The sequence below is a fragment of the Aquimarina litoralis genome (assembly GCF_039523995.1).
Lineage (GTDB): Bacteria > Bacteroidota > Bacteroidia > Flavobacteriales > Flavobacteriaceae > Aquimarina > Aquimarina litoralis.
Genome location: NZ_BAAAGE010000001.1, coordinates 2,082,348 through 2,100,475, shown reverse-complemented (window position 1 = coordinate 2,100,475; position 18,128 = coordinate 2,082,348). Strand labels below are relative to the sequence as shown.

Sequence of the window (18,128 nt, the reverse complement as noted above, 5' to 3'; positions counted from 1 at the left end):
TTCGTTTTTTGATTGATGAATGACCTCCGGCTGATTACCGGAGGTTTTTTCTTGTACAATATCTGTACTTTTACACATTACTGTTGAACCACAATTAACAGTAATATTATGATTATTAAATCTTATTACTTCCCAAATTTTCTAAAAAAACTGTACCTTTAAATGTATATAAAGGAAATTATGTGGCAAACCATTAGTTATGTAAGTACTGCAGATCCATCATTGACTACCTTAGAAATGGAAGACCTTTTCCAACTCGTTAAACAAAAAAACAATGATCTAGGCATTACCGGTATACTTTTATATTCGGATGGTAATTTCATGCAAATTCTAGAAGGTGAGAAGACTTATATACATGAGCTATTTTCTAAGATAGAAAAGGATGAACGCCATTATAATGTTATTAAAATTTTTGATCGACAGATTATCAACCCTTGCTTTTCAAAATACCACTCAGATTTTAAGGTTTTTGGAGAATCTTACAGTCATAATGAACTTCAGAATTTCTTAGAAGGAGAAAAGTCTTATAATCCAGATAATTATAAAAGTGTATCCTATCTTACTAAAAAGTTCATGAAACTTTCCTAGATAATTATTTAGTAGAGTGAAAATTCATGTCTTACTAAACGACTGTTAAAAACAACTGTTAAATCCATTTTTTTGCAGGAAAATTCCCTTTCAAAATTATAACTTTAAGTTATATGAAAAAACCTATTTACCATACCATATCTTATGTTAGCACTTGCTCCGAGCTTTCTGATCATGAAATAAACGAATTATTAAATACTACAAAACTGAAAAATAATGACTTAGGAATTACAGGAATTTTGATGTATTCTGAACAAAATTTCTTTCAAATTATCGAAGGAGAAGTAACAACTATTAAAAATTTATATCAAAAGATAGTTCGTGATATTAGACATTTTGATATTATTAAAATATTTGATCGGTCTACAGAGGTTCGATGTTTTAAAACTTTTGAGAATTCCTATACCGTCGTAAATAAAGAGAAAGATTATTTAGAACTGGAACGTTTTCTAGAATCTGAAAAGAGTTATAATCCAAAAAACTTTAAAAATATATCTTACATCGCGAATAAATTTATGAAGCTCTCATAGTTTTAAACTTAAATAGTATTTTTGCAGCAAATTTTACTAAATATGGCTTCTAAATTAATTGCCCCTTCTGTATTAGCTGCGGATTTTGCTAATCTACAAAGAGACGTTGAAATGATAAACAACAGTGATGCTGATTGGTTTCATATAGACATCATGGATGGGGTTTTTGTACCTAACATTTCCTTTGGTATGCCGGTACTAAGAGATATCGTAAAACATGCAACAAAAACTATTGATGTTCATTTAATGATCGTAGATCCAGACAGGTATATTAAAACGTTTGCAGATTTGGGTAGTAATATTTTAACCGTTCATTACGAAGCTTGTACACACCTTCATAGAACATTGCAGGCAATAAAGGCAGAAGGTATGAAAGCAGGAGTTGCGATCAATCCACATACCAATGTAAGTTTATTAGAAGATACGATCAACGATATTGATTTAGTTTGTATTATGAGTGTAAATCCAGGTTTTGGAGGTCAATCTTTTATAGAAAACACTTATAAAAAGGTACAACAGCTTAAAGAAATAATTGTTCGTAATAACGCCAGTACTATGATCGAAATTGATGGTGGAGTTACTAACAAAAACGCAAAGCAATTAGTTGATGCTGGAGCAGATGTATTGGTTGCTGGTAGCTACGTTTTTAAGAGTGAAAACCCTATTGAAACTGTAAAAGGACTAAAAGAGATCATCGGGTAATGAAACACATTGAGCTTATTATAATCGGTGGTGGTCCAATAGGTATTGCTTGTGGTCTAGAAGCTCAGAAAAAGGGTGTAGATTACCTCATTATAGAAAAAGGTCCAATTGTTAATTCTCTTTTTAACTACCCTGTTAATATGCAATTTTTCTCTTCTTCAGAAAAATTGGAAATTGATAATATTCCTTTTATAAGCAATGAAGCAAAGCCAAAAAGAAATGAAGCTCTAGAATATTATCGAAGAATTGTTACTTCTAATAATCTTACTATAAACTTATTCGAAAAAGTATATTCTGCTAAAAAAGAAGGAAATCTTTTCCATATCCAAACGGAAAAGGATACGTATACAGCTAATTACATTATAGTTGCCACAGGATTTTATGATATTCCAAATAAGATCAATGTTCCTGGTGAAGAACTACCCAAAGTATCTCACTATTATAAGGACCCTCATTTTTTTGCAAAGCAAAAATTAGCAGTTATTGGTGCTAGTAATTCTGCAGTGGATGCCGCTTTGGAATGTTATCGCAAAGGGGCAGATGTTACCATGATAGTTCGATCTCCAGAAATTGGAAAACGTGTGAAATATTGGGTACGACCTGATATCGAAAACCGAATCAAAGAAGGAAGCATTCAAGCCTTTTACAACGCGAATATAAAAGAAATACATTCGGATAAACTGATCATTACAATACCTGATGGAGAAATCTCAATAGAAAATGATTATGTATTGGCATTAACTGGATACATGCCAAATTTTGAGTTTTTAGAAAACATCGGTATTGAACTTTCGGATGACAAAAAGAAGTATCCGCAGTATGATGAAAAGACTATGGAGTCTAACATCAATGGTCTTTATTTGGCCGGAGTGATTTGCGGTGGAATGGATACACATGTTTGGTTTATTGAAAACTCTAGAATACATGCAAAAACTATCTTAAACCACATTGTTACTACTAAACAAGAGTCTTAAAGGTTTCTACTAGAAAAAGAACAAAATTTCGCTATAATAAAAAGCGGGAGTTTTTATATAAACTCCCGCTTTTTAATGTTTTATTTTATCTAATCTTAGCTGTTAGTCATTAGATAAGATACTTAGAATATACCAGAATAATAACATTAATGATGCAAACAAACCTAATGAAGCACCTACATATTGATCTTCTGAGTATTTATGAACCATATTAGAGGTTTGGTATAAAATTGATCCCGAAGCTAAAACTACCATCCCAACACTAAACCATAAACCAAGATTAAAACCAAATAACATTCCCGCTACAATTAAACCAAGGGCAATAAAAAAACCTATTGTTAACATAGATCTAAGAAAAGAGAAATCTTTTTTTGTCAGGAGTACGACACCAGACAAACCAGTAAACAATGCTAACGTAAGAATAGCTGCTTGATTTAATATATTAGCACCACCACTCTCAGCAATCATCATAGCTATCCCAATTAAAGGAATAAAAATAAACGCTTCTGCAACCACGTATAATACAAGACCTAAGTATTGCTTATTAATATCATGAGTTTTATGCGCCATTCTTTCCGCGTAATTAGTTGCCAGCATAAACCCTCCTAACATTAATAACCATCTCCATCCCTGTGTCATAGAAAAGGCAAAATTCACTAATGGCTCTATCTGAAAAAACACCCATTCTACAATTACAAATAATAATACTGCCATCGCTAGATGCGTATATGTCTTTTTGTAAAAAGCCACTCTTTTTTCGTCAGTAAGAGAACTTACTACTGGAGCTACTTGCTGAAATTCTTCCATTTTTTATTTTTTTAATTTGTTATACGTACTAAGATACTTTTTATCGTTAAACATAAGTGTCAATATAGCGCAAAATGTTACCCTGATTTCTTCTTTTTTTTACATTTAACTGATAGGTCACTTAAAAAGTAACATATAAATTAATTAATCTGAGTTTCAAAATAACGGAAATTGAGCATCCTGCTTACATATAGATAGATATCAGGAAATTGATCTCTTAACTTATCAGGAGATTCCATAAAGACCTCAACCAACACAGCGATAAACTCAAATTTATCCGTAAATGCATATTCTCTTAGTAATTTACTATCTATAATCTTATTCCTTAACGTAACTGAGGATAAATGATCTTCCAACTCCAGAAAAGTATCATGAAATATTTCTGAACTTATATTATTACTTTTTAGGGAACAATAATGAATCGCATGCGTTATTTCATGAATTCCTAAATTGATACCATCATCCTGATCTAAATTTCCAAGATTAAAATGCTCCCAAGACAGCACTAAAGCTTTAGATCTTGGATTAAATTCTCCTTTGTTCTCTGTTTTGTTTAGAATAGAATAATACGAAGATGGATATAAGATAATAGTCTCTACGTATTCTAGTAAATAATTACGCATCCCAAAAGTCATCTGAATCACCAATAACGTAATTTGCATACGTTTTTCATCATCTACAATCACCCCTTCTCTTCCTACAAACTTTGTCGTTTCTAAAAACCGAACTACACGATGTTCAAAAAAATTTTTTTTCTGTTTATCTAGTCTATTATACAATGAGTTAGTAGCCAAAAAGGGCACCAAGTGCTTGGGTAATTTTTTAGGAGTAATGTAAAAATGTACGAAGAAAGGCTTCTTATATTTATTTGCATATACGGTTTCGAGATATCTTGAGATATAATAAAGACATATAGCAACAATAGTCATGGCTAGTATTACAGCCAAAAATTTCGGTATCCCAGGTTCAGGTTGTTCCTGAAGGGAAATAATGTATAAAAAATAAAGATTCAAAAAGCTAAAAGTAGGTTTATTAAGTTACAATAATAAAGGTTTTGAAATAAAAAATCTGTTAAATCAGTAACTAAAACGCTAAACCTTAACGAATAGTATGAAAGAAAACCTACAAATAAGGTCTTTAAATCTAACTATTTGGTGGTATTAATTCCTACTTCTTTGATGGATTTATACCCACCTGCCACATCTACCAGATTATGAATCCCTCTACTTTTTAAAATAGACGCTGCAATCACCGAACGATAACCACCTGCGCAATGCACATAAAAGGTTTCATCTTTTGGAAAATCCATTAAGTAATCATTAATCATACTCAAAGGAGTATTTGAAGCTTTTGGTATATGTCCCCCAGAAAACTCAGATTGTTTACGTACATCGAAAACAGGTGTGTTTTCGGTAAGTTTATTTTTAAATGTATCTGCAGTAATAGAATCTAATTGATCGGTTTCTTTTCCGGCTTGTACCCAAGTTTCAAAACCGCCTTCTAAACATCCTAATGTATGATCAAAGCCAACTCTGGATAATCTAGTGACCGTTTCCTCTTCTCTACCTTCTGGAGTAACTAAGAGTATGGGTTGTTTCACATCTCCTATCAATGCTCCCACCCATGGTGCAAAACCACCATCTATACCGATAAAAATTGATCTAGGAATATGCCCTTTAACAAAATCATTCTGATGCCTTACGTCTAGAATTACTGCTCCAGTCTCATTTGCTATTTGCTCAAAAGTATCTGGATCTAACTTTTGGGTTCCGCGGTTTAATACTACCTGTATATCATCATATCCTTCTTTATTCATTTTCACATTAAGTGGAAAATAAGATGGAGGCGGTAATAAACCATCTGTAACTTCTTTTACAAACTCTTCTTTGGTCATATCAGATCTCAACGCATAATTGGTTTGCTTCTGCACTCCTAAGGTTCCTACAGTTTCCGAACTCATGTTTTTACCACATGCTGAACCTGCGCCATGAGCTGGGTACACAATAACATCATCTCCTAGTGGCATTATTTTGGTACGCAAGCTATCAAATAACATCTCTGCCAACTGTTCTTGGGTCATATTTGCTGCTTTTTGCGCCAGATCAGGTCTCCCTACATCACCCAAAAACAAGGTGTCTCCACTAAAAATAGCATGATCTTTTCCTTCTGGATCTTTTAATAAATAGGTAGTACTCTCTAAGGTATGTCCTGGAGTGTGCAAGGACACAATAGTTACATCTCCTATTTTGAATTCCTGACCATCTTCTGCAATGATTGCATCAAAAGAAGTATGCGCATTGGGTCCATATACAATTGGAGCCTTAGATTCCTTAGAAAGTGTAAGATGTCCACTCACAAAATCCGCATGAAAATGTGTTTCGAAAATATATTTGATCTCGGCATTATCAGCCTTTGATTTGTCTATATATGGTTTTATTTCTCTCAGTGGATCAATTATTGCCACTTCTCCATTACTTTCTATATAATATGCTCCTTGTGCAAGGCAACCGGTATACATTTGTTCAATTCTCATTTTTCTCAGAAATAAATATCAAAAATTTTTCAAATTTATAATTAATTAAAGATACCACAAGCTATTACTCCCATTTATGAAGCACCAAGAAATTTCAGTAATTCATATACAAGAAAAGCAGGCCATACTATTGCTTTCACCACACCTAATAAACCCATCCAAAAACTTGTTGCATGACTAATATAATAGATCAAAGCACCAATAATACCTAATCCATAAACAGTATTTGAAGAAGCTTTTTTCTGTACTTTTTCTTTCATCTTATAGTAGGATAAACCCTATTTTTTGGGGTATTTAAAACCATATAGTAACTGTCCTAAAAAACTTTTAGGTACATTTTCGTCTCCCGGAAAACCTATCTTAACAGTTCCGCTATCCTCTGGAATATAATTTGTCTTAAAGATATAATCCCAAAGACTTAAACTAATTCCAAAATTTACTCCAAAAGAATTTTTAGGCAACACATACGCATGATGATATAAATGCATCACTGGATTATTTAAAATATACTTAAGTGGTCCCCAAGTAATCTTAATATTCGCGTGATTAAAATGTCCTATAGCAATTGCCAAAAAGTGCACTATATAAGCTTGTTCTGGTTCAAACCCTCCTAAAATCATGACTCCAATAGTTTTAAGAGGTTTGTATAATATGTTTTCCATCCAATGGTATCTAAGATGTGCGGCAAACCCCATTTCCTTTACAGAATGATGTATTTTATGAAATCGCCAAAAGAAAGAAAACTTATGTAATAATACATGTGTAAACCATTGTACAAAGTCTAGAATAATAAAAAATACGAGCAACTGCAACCATTTCGGTAAGTCTGATATATTCAAAATCGTGAGACTTTGATGTGATATTCCTAAGTTGTTAAAAAATAAACTCAACAATTCATAAACCCCACTTATTACAATAGAAAACACAAAAAAGTTGAAAAACATATAGAATCCATCCAACCAAAAATCTTTTCTAAAAACTTCTTGGTCTTTCCTCCATGGAAATAACAATTCCAAACTCCAAACTAATAATGAAATAGCTATTAATCCCCAGAAATAGTTGGTATACCAAGGAACTTCAAAAAGAATTGAGTTCCAAGTCCATTGAAGACTATTTTTAAACGCATCAATAAATACATTCACATATTTATCCATAATACAAATTTACTAAAGAAAACCGCTTACCTTATCATATGTCGAGTAAATGATTCCTTTCATACACTATATGAAGAATTAGTTTTTAGAACGGTAAATGTATAAAAGGAGAACTTTGATTTCAGTAACAAAAGTTACAATCCAAAAACAACTAAGACACAGCTTGCTTTAATATTGTATTTGAAACTCTTTAAAAGAAAGTACTGGTGCCTCCTCTTTATTCACATTGGTAACTTTTGCAAATTCCGGACCATCCGCACACCATGCCAACAACTGTGATAACTGACCTTCATCTCCTTCGGCTTCAATATACACATCTCCATTAGGTAAATTTTTTACAATTCCTTTTATTCCTAATTCTTGCGCTTTTTCCAAAGTGCTTTTGCGATACCAAACTCCTTGTACTTTACCTTTTACAATAATATTATAATGCTTAATCATATCACTACTAGTATTATGTATAAGAATTGACTATTGAAATAATATTTTGCTTTTGCAATACTCCAGATTGTCTCCAAAGTTGCTTACCATCTTTAAAGAGTAACATTGTTGGAACTCCTCTCACCTGATATTTTGCTGCTAAAGTTTGGTTTTTGTCCACATCTATTTTTACAATTTTAATAGAATCTCCTAATTCCTCCTTTACTTCCTTTAATATAGGAGCTAACATTTTACATGGACCACACCAATCTGCATAAAAGTCGATCAGAACAGGAGTGGTTGAATTAATTATATTACTAAAATTATCTTTCATCTGTCTATAATTTTATTGTTTTTTATGGTCAGATGGAATCGCCATCTAATCATATCTGTGGGTATCATCTTATTGTTATGGCTTATTTCATATATAATTATTGTTATTGAGGAAAAGTAGCTCTTTTTTCAAAGAAACATCTAATTTATTTCTAAAAAACGTCTGAAAAGACCTGTATTTTGGTTAAAAAGTGTTAAAATAGTACCTTTTTATACATAGTACTGTAACAAAAATGAAGTTTCGTTGTCTAGTAAGTATATAACAATTCAAAACAATATCAATTATGAGAACTTTAGACAACAATCAAATTTCGAAAAAATTAAAAAACACTAAAGGAAACATCTGGAATGCTAAAAGACGTTACAGGTAAACAATCAAATCAATTATTCATCAATCAAAAAAAATCAACATCATGAGAACTTTAGACAGCAATCAAATTTCGAACAAATTAAAAAATACTAAAGGAAACATCTGGAATGCTAAAAGACGCTACAGATAAACAATCAAATCAATTATTCATCAATCAAAAAAAATCAACATCATGAGAACTTTAGACAGCAATCAAATTTCGAACAAATTAAAGAGTACAAAAGGAAACATCTGGAATGCTAAAAGACGTTACAGATAAACAATCAAATCAATTATTCATCAATCAAAAAAAATCAACATCATGAGAACTTTAGACAGCAATCAAATTTCGAACAAATTAAAAAGTACAAAAGGAAATATCTGGAATGCTAAAAGACGCTACAGATAAACAATCAAATCAATTATTCATCAATCAAAAAAATCAACATCATGAGAACTTTAGACAACAATCAAATTTCGAACAAATTAAAAAGTACAAAAGGAAATATCTGGAATGCCAAAAGGCGTTATAGGTAATTATAAAATCAATTATCAATCAAAAATCTAATCATCATGAGAACATTACAAAACATAAGGAATCGATCCCGAAATAGTGCTACTCCACAATACAATCGATTCGTAAATTATATAACACAATTTTACGATTATGAAGGAAATATTATTACCGGAAATAAGAGATATACGTATCAAACAGAATGATCATTTAAAGGGCTGAATCTTAAAAATTAATTTAAAATTCAGCCCTTCTCTTTCATAGCAACGACTTTAATATTTTCTTCTTATCAATTACTCTAAATTAATGTGGTAATTTATCTCTTAACAATCCGTACAAAAATGTCCCTAATATTGATGCTATTATTACAATGACAATAGGTACATAACCAGCTCCAGCCAAAACAAATAAAGGACCTGGACAAGCTCCAGCTAAAGCCCAACCCAAGCCAAAAATTATTCCTCCTAATAGATATCTATAAAATCCTCTTTCTTTTGGAATCATGTTGATTTTATTTCCAGAGAAGGATGTTACCTTTCCTTTTTTCGCGAATTGGATAAAAACACTACCGATGACAACTGCAGAACCAATAATTCCATACATATGAAAAGATCCAAACTGGAACATTTCGTAAATTCTAAACCATGAGGCTGCTTCTGATTTAAAAAGAACAATCCCAAATAAAATTCCGACACCTAAATAAATTACTGTTCTCATATCTAAAATATTAATGGGAATATAAGATGAACCATTAGTAAACCACCTATAAAGAATCCTATAACGGCTATTAAAGAAGGTAACTGCAAATCGCTTAATCCCGAAATCGCATGACCAGAGGTACATCCTCCAGCATATCTAGCTCCAAAACCAACCAATAAACCACCTATTATCAGAATTAGTAATATTATTGGATCATTGAATACATTATCAGCATATAATTTATCTGGTGCGTAAGCATTATCAACATCACTAAAACCCATTTCTTTTAAGTCTTCTGTAATTGCATTAGACGCTATATGGACCGTTGGATCTTCAGAAAGTAAATTTTCTCCAATAAAACCTCCCAATACCATTCCCAAAGCAACAACTAGATTCCATCGCTGCGCTTTCCAATTAAATCTAAAAAAACTCGTTGTCTTTCCAGCTCCGCAAATAGCGCAGAGTGTTCGAAGGTTAGATGACATTCCCATTTTTTTATCAAGCATTAGCAATAAAATCATCACTAGTGCAATTAATGGTCCTGCAACATACCATGGCCAAGGTTGTTGTATCCAATTCATGCAATTTTATTTTCTCTACAAACTACTGGATTTAAAAAAGGAAAGTCAGTAACTATTGTTACATTACACTATTTTTCAGCTAAAAATGTGGATATTTTCGGCAAAAATCTCCCTGTAGTCTTTTGATAATCTGCATATTCAGAAAAAAAGATGGTTAATTTCTTTTCTTCATACTTTGCTTTAAAATGAAAAAGTATGTAGATACTAAAAGATATTATTACTTTAAATGAAGAACAAGTAAATACCGCATAACCAAATACCACACATAATATTCCTGTATAAATTGGATGTCTAATAAATTTGTAAAGCCCTGTTTGAATAAATTTTGCATCTGCTCTGGGCGAAGGAAAAGGAGATAAACTTTCTCGAAGCTGAAATAAGGCATATACAATAATAACCATCCCAATACCAAGTAATAAAAGTCCTAACATATATAATAAAGATGCACAATCGAAATTGATCACTTTAGGATTTAAGAGATAGCATACAAACAATATCCCTTGAATAATAACATATACAAAATCCTTATAATCCAATTTCATGAATGCAGTTTTTGAGTGCTTTTAATACAATCAACTTACACTAATTTCTATATAAAAACTAATACTTCTATATAAAAAGAAATCTGACTTCCCAGAGAAAAGTCAGATTTCTAAGTTAATAATCAGAACGTTAAGCTTAGTTCTTCACCTTGCAAGTATTAAGTCCAACGATTGAATATAACGGACAAATACTTACAAAACCAGTTACTAAAAGTATTCCGCCAAATGCTAATAAAACATAGGCTAATGTACCTTGAAGTATTCCAAAATAATACAGTAATGCAATTGCTATTGCAACTATAAACCTTACGATCCTATCTGTATTTCCCATATTCTTTTTCATAGTATTATATTTTAATGAGCGTTTAGAAATTCTATTAGAAGTGTAACTATTGTAATAATGCTTATACATAAAACACAAACTATCAAAAGTTTTACTCCCTTATGTAACTTCATGTATTCTCTAGTTATGATTATATTTCTATTTTTTTATTCATATTTACATTACAAACTTAGAAAAGCAGAAACACAAAAGCTGTGACAATTGTTACAACACAAACTATTTTATAATGGCTGTCCAAAAATTACAAACCACCTTAGGAAATATTGATATTTACTTATTGGATCAAATACTTAAAGAACGATATCATAAAACCGATAAGATATTAGATGCAGGATGTGGAAGCGGAAGAAACTTGCATTGGTTTTACAATAATGAATACAATTTATACGCCGTAGATAAAGAAATAGAATCGATTGATTATATAAAAAGTGTGTATCCAAAATGGAGTAGAAAAATGGAGGTTTGCGCTTTAGAACAACTAAAGTTTAAAAATGATTACTTCGATCATATCATTTGCAGTGCTGTTCTTCATTTTGCATCTGATATGACACATTTCGAAGCTATGTTCTCTGAGCTCATAAGAGTACTGAAACCTTTTGGAACACTATTTATTCGTATGACTTCTAATATTGGAATAGAAGATAAAATAACTCCCGTAAACGATGGAGTCTACCTTTTAGGCGATGAATCTTATCGTTTTTTACTAACTAGGGAAATATTGTCAAATCTTATGAAAAAACACTCGTTGTCTTTCTTAGAGCCATTAAAGTCCACAAATGTGCACGACCTTAGATCTATGTCGACATTGATTCTACAAAAAGATCCTTCTTAATTAAGTGTTATCAACTATTTCTATTGCTCCTTGTTTTAGGTGAATAAAACCTTCTTGTTCTAGTTTTTTGAGTAATCTGGATATTACCTCTCTCGAGGATCCTAAATCATAAGCGATTTGTTGATGCGTAGTATGCAATATCCTGCGGTCTTTTAATTTCGCCTCTTTCTTTAAGTACTCCAGCAATCGTTTATCCTTTTTGGAAAAAGTAAGTATCTCAATCACTTGTAATAATTCTTCGAACTTCAAATTAAAAAGATCATAAATAAATTCATTCCATTTCGGATACTTCTTGGCAATTGCAAGTGCTTGCTCCGCCGGAATGATGACTACTTCGGAATCCTCTTCGATGACTGCTTTTACCTGGCTAGTTTGGTTTTTGACTAATGTAGTAACAGACATCACACAGCTTTCTCCGGGTTTAATATAGTACAGTAAAACTTCATTGCCTTCTTCTGGTTCTTCTTTAAACACTTTAGCTAAACCAGAAATAAGTAATGGGATCACTTTTATGTATGATCCTTGTTTTAAGATAACGGTACCAGCTTCGAATCTATGAAGCTGACTGATTTTAACGAGTTCTGCTTTTAATTCTGGCATTGTGGCCAGTCTCGGAAAACACCTATCTATCGCTTCTGAAATCAATCTGTTGGTTTTTTACTAAGGTAATAATTCCTTCACTATCAAGCTAAGATTATCTTTTTGTGTTTTCGGTCCAAGCCTTATACCCTCCTTTAAAATCATAAACTTTTTCAAAACCCAAAGTAGCCAATAATTTAGCCGCCCGGTGACTTCGCCAGCCAGAATAACAATAGATATAAACCGGCTCGTTCTTATTTAAGTTTTCAAATTTAGATGCGAAATTTTCTTTATCCGAAAAACTAATATTTACAGCATCATCTATAAAACCCTCTTGATACTCTTTGGGAGTACGGATATCTATAAACTGTACATTTTTTCCTAGCACTTCTTTTTGTATTACAGATATATCTATAACCACAACTTTTTCCGAGTGTATAGGATTAGAATCTTCTCCTGTATTGCTTGCATTTTGTTGTGCACAAGATGTAGAAACATACAATAGCAATAGAAAACTTAATATTCTTATCATAATCGTTATTAAAACTTCTTGAACCGTATTTGGCTAAAATAGGGATCTCTTCATTAGTATCAAGTAACAAAAGTTACACGATTTAAGCCTCTAAAATTTCAATACTATTTCGATTCAATTTGATAATACCTTCTTTTTCCATTTTTTTTAATAGTCTGGAAATAACAACACGAGAAGAATGAAGATCATAAGCAATCTGTTGATGCGTAGTACTTATAAGAGGATCATTACTAATCTTAGTTTTATCTTTTAGATACTTTAGTAATCGTTCATCCATTTTTAAAAATGCAATGCTATCAATCGTTTCAATAGCTTCCATTAATCTCTTATGATAACTCTCGAACACAAAATTCCTCCAGGACTTATACTTCGTTGTCCACTCTTCCATTTTTTCTACTGGGATCATCACCAACTTGGAGTCCATTTCGGCAATTGCTTTAATTTCGCTCCTGTGATGTCCAATGCAACAAGATAATGTCATTGCGCAAGTATCTCCCTTTTCTAAAAAATATAAAAGTAACTCATCTCCATCTTGATCTTCTCTCAAAATTTTAATAGCTCCATGAATGATTAACGGCATTGATTTGATATAGCTCCCAGATCGTATCAGTTCTGTGCCCTCATGAACTTCTTTGGCTATAGCTACCTTATTGATTTCTTCTAACAGCTCCTTTTCAAAAAGGTGCGAATAACTATTATTTAATTCCTCAATCACAATGATTAGTATAATTTTTGATTCTCAAAATAACGATCTAGTTGTTTTTTAGCTTCTTCATATCCGATTTCAAAAACCTGATCTAAATTACTTGTATTGAATACTCCATGATTACTTACTTTCTTTGGATGTATAATAATATCGCATTTTGTCAACTTTGCTTCCGAATTAGGCATTGCACGCAAGTAATAAGCTCTTTGCATGACATTATGCGCATGCTTAAAATCCGTAATCTTAGGCTTTCGAATTGGAGAAACATCAATACCTATGATCATATCACACATATCCATAATAGGTGCTATCGGAAAATTATCCAAAATCCCTCCATCAGAATACAGATGTCCATCTATCATAACGGGAGAAAAAACACCTGGAAAAGCTGCCGATGCAAGTATTGGCTTTATCAATTCTCCAGTACTAAATACACTTACCCGCCCTTCTACCAAATCTGTAGCTGTTACAAAAAGTTTCTTTTCTAAACTTTCGAATGTATTATCTACAAAATGATTTATAAGGTCATCATAATATTTCTCTGAATCCAAAAACCCAGGTTTTCTTCTTGTGAATCTATTGAGTTTAAAAACCGGTGTTTTGTTAAAAAAGTCTTTGATCCCAGGAACTGAATTTCCTGCAGCATACAATGCTCCTACTATTGCTCCTGCACTAGTTCCAGAAACAAAATTAGGAAATATACCAGCCTCTTCAATTGCTTTAATAGCACCTATGTGCGCTAAACCTCTGAAACCTCCTCCAGACAAAACCAAACCTATATTACTTGGAACTTTCATTTTACTTTTCTTGCAAAATATTGTTAGGATTCTAATTTAAAGTATTCCTGAAATACTACCTATTTATTTAGATAAATTTAAAGATACTATCCAGCGTATTTTAAGTATTATCCATCCGTCTTTCTAAAACAAAACAAAACTAGTTAATAAACAAACGTTAATCTTGTTTAATAATTTTTATAAAAAGTTAAACATTTTTTATCTTTATAAGAAAAATATGGAATTAATAGAGAAAGCATTGGAATTTGAAGGTAGAAAGATGAGTAATATGACTACCAGTGATAGAGTAAAAGCCTCTAGAGAAGCAAAGACATTGATTTTGGCAATCAACGAAATTTATAAAAAAACAAAGGATGCTAAATTGATGGATATTATGAAGCTGTTAACCGTAAAGAAAAAGAAAATTGAAAAACGCCTGAAAGGTGTTCCAACAGTATAAACCATTACTAATTACCAGCATAAGGAATAATCACAAATGTTATTAGAAACTACCTATAAAAATAAAAAAAATAAGGAGCTCATTAATGATCTGGTTGGAAAACCCTTTTCTATATTACAATCAATCAAAATGGGCGGCATTGGATCTAAACGAATGATCATAGAAGAAGTTAGCCCTAACTTGAGAAAGATCCTTAATTCAGTTTCTGATCTTAATTACGGCAATATCGAATTACGTCCGTATGGAATTTTGATAGCTATTACCAAAGGTTTACAAAATTACACTTGGGTTATTCCTTATTATCAATTTTATCTTTACAAAACTAACGGTATTAGCATACACGCACAGGGGAAATTTGTCCATTTCAGAAACAATCGTACACACAAGGAAAATGCATTATTTTTTAAAAAGATGATCCGTTTAAAAACCGAATATGATCAGCAATATCCGCATGTAGATTCTTTATAGATATTTTCTAAAATAGAATATTCTTGTATTTATGTATCTAAGAATCTTATGTAATGACCAAAGAGGCATTATGCTTCTTTCTCTTTTTATATTTTCTACCATACCATAACAACACTCCACTTACTGGTAAAGAGGCACAAAGTAAACTGGACAAAAACGCAATGATTTTACCTGCTAGTCCACCAATTGCCCCAATATGAATGTCATAATTCATACGAATTACCTTATCAGCAAAACTGGCATTTTTATATTTCCCATAAATACTTGGAGTTTCTATTTCTTTAAGCGTATACTGATCAAAGAATAGATAATCCATATTGTAATACAATCCCTTAGAATTACTTACCTCTACCAAAACAGAAGTAGTATCATTTTCTGGATAATGTAGTTCGAAACTATGAGCATTCTGATACTTTTCCTTTAGTATTGGAATCAATTGATCATAAGGGTAGCTAGATGCTATGGTTGATGCTATGACTTGCTCACTTTCTGGGATCACAAACCTTGGATCATTAGAACCTCCCGAAGCCTTATAAGCAATGAAATAAAACCAATTAAATGCCATGACACATCCAGTAAATGCCAGTATCAATCCAAAGGAGGATACATAAAAGCCTACAACGGTATGTAGATCAAAATTCTTACGCTTCCATCTAGTATTTTTATTCCAATCAAATCGTAATCTCTGTCGCCAATTTTTCTTGTTTCTTGGCCACCAAAGGATAAGTCCGCTGATAATAATAACTAGAAATAGTAAAACGGAATAGGATACTACTCTAGAGCCGATCGCATCTGGTAACCATAATCGTAAGTGACCTTTTAGGACAAAGCCAAAAAAACCTGCATCATTATCTACTCTTTTGATAAATGCTCCTGAATAAGGATTCAAATACACACTCTGATAAAATACTTCTGGTTCTGATTCGTAAAACACCACCTCTATTGCTTCACCTGGTTGGCCGTATACAACTCCATGGATAGTTCTATTCGGTATAATTTTTTCAGCTATCTTTTTGATCTCTGATGCTACTAAAAAACTCTGATCCTGAACGTCTACATATTTATAATCATCATAAAAGCTTTCTATTTCTTCTTTAAAAACCCATAAACAACCGGTAATAGAAACAACAAAAAGCACCAAACCTGTTGTTAGTCCAAGTATTTTATGGATTTGTAATATTCTCTTTCGCCTGTTATTTTTCTTTTTACTAGTCATTTATAGATGAATGAAATCATACTGGATAGCTAAAAAATGATAACTAGTTATTGGGGTTTTTAAAAAGGTTTGCAAACAAAACATAGTTACTTTCAAAGACCATCTATCGAAACCTAAAAACACTATTATTCGGATAGTTGTCTTAGCATTAATGCACATACATTTCTTAGTACCCAGTACGAATCACAGTTGAGTTAATTAGTTACTTATTTTAAATATTCCTTTAAGTCCAAGACCTAAAACTTTTGCTCCTTGCGTAGCGGTAGCCGTTTCTGGATCCACTATATATACATACGTCTCTGTATCGGTAGAGCTGCTGATATACGCTTTTCCATCTTCTACAAACATTGGAGAAGTATAACGATGACCATGTGTTGGTACTCCAGCTACATCAGTTACTGTCTGATTTACCAAATCAATAACTACCATTTTGAAAACATCTTTCTTAAAAAACGCTCCCCATTCTCCGGCTCCATTGGTATCATCCAGAATAATTCTTGCAATGGCCTTTCCATTACCTACATAGTCCATCCAGAATATCTTTCCTCCATTAAGAGCTTCTTCTACGTTGAAGAAATAATCCGAATCGAATTCTGTTTCTCCATTTTTAATTCTTAAAATACCAGAAGGTTTTGAAGCTGCTGTAAAACCAGCACTCAATGCAGAAGTTGAAAAAGAATAGATATCTCCATTTTCTGTTTGCTCGATTCCTGTACTATGACCATTAACACCGATTGGGCTTGTTCTATCATCCTCGATTATTTTTTCTAATTCGAATGCTGGATAGCTATATACCGCAACATAAGCACGATCCACATCTGGAGTAATAAATGATCCATCTGCTAACCATTTATGGTATGAAACAAATAACTTCCCATCTCTAAGCACCATTCCTGTAACCCAAGGAATAGATCCTGGATTTGTTGCAGTTCCATCACCCATATCAATATCTATTGGATGCTCTTTTATTTCTTCTAAAAGTCCTGTCTCTGCATTTACGATGTGAAAACGCTTATCTGAAAGTCCGCCATAGGTAAGTTCTACAGCAATTAATGTATTATCATCAATGGCAGCATAATTATCTAGTGTTGACTGAAAAGCAAAATTTGCTTTTTCTACCAAATCTCCATTTTCATCTAGCTGATATGCAATACATTTATCATCATCAGAATATCCTGCTGTAAAAACAGTATTACCAGCTCCATGAAAAAATCTCCATCCTCTTAAAGGGATTCCTTGTCCTTCTACAGAAATTTCTCCAGTAGTTAAAGACTCTAAAGAAGGTAATTCCAAAATATAATCTACAGGACTCTCATCACCTACAGGAAATGCTTCAAATCCCACTACATATTTTGATACAGCTACTGGATCCGGATCTGGATCAGTAATCGTACCTCCATTATCATCACTACTACAAGAAGTAGCAATCATAGCAATTGCTACGACTAGCATTGCACTTTGTATCCATTTTATTGTTTTCATTGTATATG

At 32.2% G+C, this 18,128-nt stretch carries 25 protein-coding genes; 8 read left to right on the top strand and 17 right to left on the bottom strand.

The genetic code is table 11. The features are described from left to right. Positions 1-162: 162 nt before the first annotated feature. From ABD077_RS08580 to ABD077_RS08565, 4 genes are all read left to right on the top strand, one after another. The gene (locus tag ABD077_RS08580) at positions 163-588 is read left to right on the top strand and encodes a BLUF domain-containing protein (protein WP_343911908.1); all 426 of its coding nucleotides are present in this window, start codon (positions 163-165) and stop codon (positions 586-588) included. A gap of 113 nt (positions 589-701) precedes the next feature. After that, positions 702-1,118: a BLUF domain-containing protein gene (locus ABD077_RS08575; protein ID WP_343911907.1), complete on the top strand. Its 417-nt coding sequence runs from the start codon at positions 702-704 to the stop codon at positions 1,116-1,118. A gap of 42 nt (positions 1,119-1,160) precedes the next feature. Continuing rightward, complete coding sequence (rpe, locus tag ABD077_RS08570; RefSeq protein WP_343911906.1) at positions 1,161-1,820, top strand: ribulose-phosphate 3-epimerase; 660 nt, start codon at positions 1,161-1,163, stop codon at positions 1,818-1,820. Continuing rightward, positions 1,820-2,794 carry a YpdA family putative bacillithiol disulfide reductase gene (locus ABD077_RS08565; RefSeq protein ID WP_343911905.1) on the top strand — a complete coding sequence of 325 codons (975 nt, stop codon included), beginning with the start codon at positions 1,820-1,822 and terminating at the stop codon, positions 2,792-2,794. The genes rpe and ABD077_RS08565 overlap by 1 nt, the downstream gene beginning before the upstream one ends. A 102-nt stretch (positions 2,795-2,896) precedes the next feature. Here the strand turns inward: ABD077_RS08565 and ABD077_RS08560 are convergent, their stop codons facing one another. The 7 genes from ABD077_RS08560 to trxA all read right to left on the bottom strand — a co-directional run bounded on the left by ABD077_RS08560 (position 2,897) and on the right by trxA (position 8,042). After that, on the bottom strand, positions 2,897-3,601 hold the full coding sequence (locus ABD077_RS08560) for a Bax inhibitor-1/YccA family protein (RefSeq protein WP_299895717.1): 705 nt from the start codon (positions 3,599-3,601) through the stop codon (positions 2,897-2,899). Between the two features lie 140 nt (positions 3,602-3,741). Continuing rightward, entirely contained in the window at positions 3,742-4,548 is an 807-nt protein-coding gene (locus ABD077_RS08555) for a zinc-dependent peptidase (RefSeq protein ID WP_343911904.1), read from the bottom strand. Positions 4,549-4,748: 200 nt separating this feature from the next. Further along, on the bottom strand, positions 4,749-6,134 hold the full coding sequence (locus ABD077_RS08550) for an MBL fold metallo-hydrolase (RefSeq protein WP_343911903.1): 1,386 nt from the start codon (positions 6,132-6,134) through the stop codon (positions 4,749-4,751). Positions 6,135-6,208: 74 nt separating this feature from the next. Beyond that, positions 6,209-6,394: a hypothetical protein gene (locus ABD077_RS08545; protein WP_299895710.1), complete on the bottom strand. Its 186-nt coding sequence runs from the start codon at positions 6,392-6,394 to the stop codon at positions 6,209-6,211. 18 nt (positions 6,395-6,412) lie between these two features. Beyond that, on the bottom strand, positions 6,413-7,288 hold the full coding sequence (locus tag ABD077_RS08540) for a sterol desaturase family protein (RefSeq protein WP_343911902.1): 876 nt from the start codon (positions 7,286-7,288) through the stop codon (positions 6,413-6,415). A 168-nt stretch (positions 7,289-7,456) separates the two neighbouring features. Beyond that, the gene (locus tag ABD077_RS08535; RefSeq protein WP_343911901.1) at positions 7,457-7,729 is read right to left on the bottom strand and encodes an acylphosphatase; all 273 of its coding nucleotides are present in this window, start codon (positions 7,727-7,729) and stop codon (positions 7,457-7,459) included. A 13-nt stretch (positions 7,730-7,742) separates the two neighbouring features. Then, on the bottom strand, positions 7,743-8,042 hold the full coding sequence (gene trxA, locus ABD077_RS08530; protein WP_343911900.1) for a thioredoxin: 300 nt from the start codon (positions 8,040-8,042) through the stop codon (positions 7,743-7,745). Positions 8,043-8,963: 921 nt separating this feature from the next. Between trxA and ABD077_RS08525 the strand changes: the two genes are divergently transcribed. Then, positions 8,964-9,110 carry a hypothetical protein gene (locus ABD077_RS08525; RefSeq protein WP_219006587.1) on the top strand — a complete coding sequence of 49 codons (147 nt, stop codon included), beginning with the start codon at positions 8,964-8,966 and terminating at the stop codon, positions 9,108-9,110. A 97-nt stretch (positions 9,111-9,207) separates the two neighbouring features. Here ABD077_RS08525 and ABD077_RS08520 read toward each other — a convergent pair whose 3' ends face one another. The 4 genes from ABD077_RS08520 to ABD077_RS08505 all read right to left on the bottom strand — a co-directional run bounded on the left by ABD077_RS08520 (position 9,208) and on the right by ABD077_RS08505 (position 11,069). Next, positions 9,208-9,621 carry a DUF6691 family protein gene (locus tag ABD077_RS08520; RefSeq protein ID WP_343911899.1) on the bottom strand — a complete coding sequence of 138 codons (414 nt, stop codon included), beginning with the start codon at positions 9,619-9,621 and terminating at the stop codon, positions 9,208-9,210. 2 nt (positions 9,622-9,623) lie between these two features. Further along, entirely contained in the window at positions 9,624-10,184 is a 561-nt protein-coding gene (locus tag ABD077_RS08515; protein WP_343911898.1) for a YeeE/YedE family protein, read from the bottom strand. Positions 10,185-10,252: 68 nt separating this feature from the next. Further along, the gene (locus tag ABD077_RS08510) at positions 10,253-10,726 is read right to left on the bottom strand and encodes a methyltransferase family protein (RefSeq protein WP_343911897.1); all 474 of its coding nucleotides are present in this window, start codon (positions 10,724-10,726) and stop codon (positions 10,253-10,255) included. 136 nt (positions 10,727-10,862) lie between these two features. Further along, positions 10,863-11,069: a YgaP family membrane protein gene (locus tag ABD077_RS08505; protein ID WP_343911896.1), complete on the bottom strand. Its 207-nt coding sequence runs from the start codon at positions 11,067-11,069 to the stop codon at positions 10,863-10,865. Positions 11,070-11,295: 226 nt separating this feature from the next. On the opposite strand from ABD077_RS08505, the gene ABD077_RS08500 reads away from it, so the two are divergent. Next, positions 11,296-11,901 (top strand): class I SAM-dependent methyltransferase, encoded by a 606-nt coding sequence (locus ABD077_RS08500; protein ID WP_343911895.1) that lies wholly within the window; start codon positions 11,296-11,298, stop codon positions 11,899-11,901. Here the strand turns inward: ABD077_RS08500 and ABD077_RS08495 are convergent, their stop codons facing one another. From ABD077_RS08495 to ABD077_RS08480, 4 genes are all read right to left on the bottom strand, one after another. Continuing rightward, entirely contained in the window at positions 11,902-12,546 is a 645-nt protein-coding gene (locus ABD077_RS08495) for a Crp/Fnr family transcriptional regulator (protein ID WP_343911894.1), read from the bottom strand. A gap of 49 nt (positions 12,547-12,595) precedes the next feature. Continuing rightward, on the bottom strand, positions 12,596-13,012 hold the full coding sequence (locus ABD077_RS08490) for a rhodanese-like domain-containing protein (RefSeq protein WP_343911893.1): 417 nt from the start codon (positions 13,010-13,012) through the stop codon (positions 12,596-12,598). A gap of 82 nt (positions 13,013-13,094) precedes the next feature. After that, on the bottom strand, positions 13,095-13,727 hold the full coding sequence (locus ABD077_RS08485; protein WP_343911892.1) for a Crp/Fnr family transcriptional regulator: 633 nt from the start codon (positions 13,725-13,727) through the stop codon (positions 13,095-13,097). A gap of 5 nt (positions 13,728-13,732) precedes the next feature. Next, the gene (locus tag ABD077_RS08480) at positions 13,733-14,515 is read right to left on the bottom strand and encodes a patatin-like phospholipase family protein (RefSeq protein ID WP_343911891.1); all 783 of its coding nucleotides are present in this window, start codon (positions 14,513-14,515) and stop codon (positions 13,733-13,735) included. A 217-nt stretch (positions 14,516-14,732) separates the two neighbouring features. On the opposite strand from ABD077_RS08480, the gene ABD077_RS08475 reads away from it, so the two are divergent. Both ABD077_RS08475 and ABD077_RS08470 read left to right on the top strand, forming a co-directional pair. Next, positions 14,733-14,954, top strand: coding sequence for a hypothetical protein (locus ABD077_RS08475; RefSeq protein ID WP_299602827.1), 222 nt, complete (start codon positions 14,733-14,735; stop codon positions 14,952-14,954). Between the two features lie 36 nt (positions 14,955-14,990). Continuing rightward, positions 14,991-15,422, top strand: a complete 432-nt coding sequence (locus tag ABD077_RS08470) for a hypothetical protein (RefSeq protein WP_299602829.1) — start codon at positions 14,991-14,993, stop codon at positions 15,420-15,422. 46 nt (positions 15,423-15,468) lie between these two features. Here the strand turns inward: ABD077_RS08470 and ABD077_RS08465 are convergent, their stop codons facing one another. Then, positions 15,469-16,638: a PepSY-associated TM helix domain-containing protein gene (locus ABD077_RS08465; protein WP_343911890.1), complete on the bottom strand. Its 1,170-nt coding sequence runs from the start codon at positions 16,636-16,638 to the stop codon at positions 15,469-15,471. Positions 16,639-16,836: 198 nt separating this feature from the next. Continuing rightward, positions 16,837-18,120 (bottom strand): DUF4374 domain-containing protein, encoded by a 1,284-nt coding sequence (locus tag ABD077_RS08460; protein WP_343911889.1) that lies wholly within the window; start codon positions 18,118-18,120, stop codon positions 16,837-16,839. Positions 18,121-18,128: the final 8 nt, after the last annotated feature.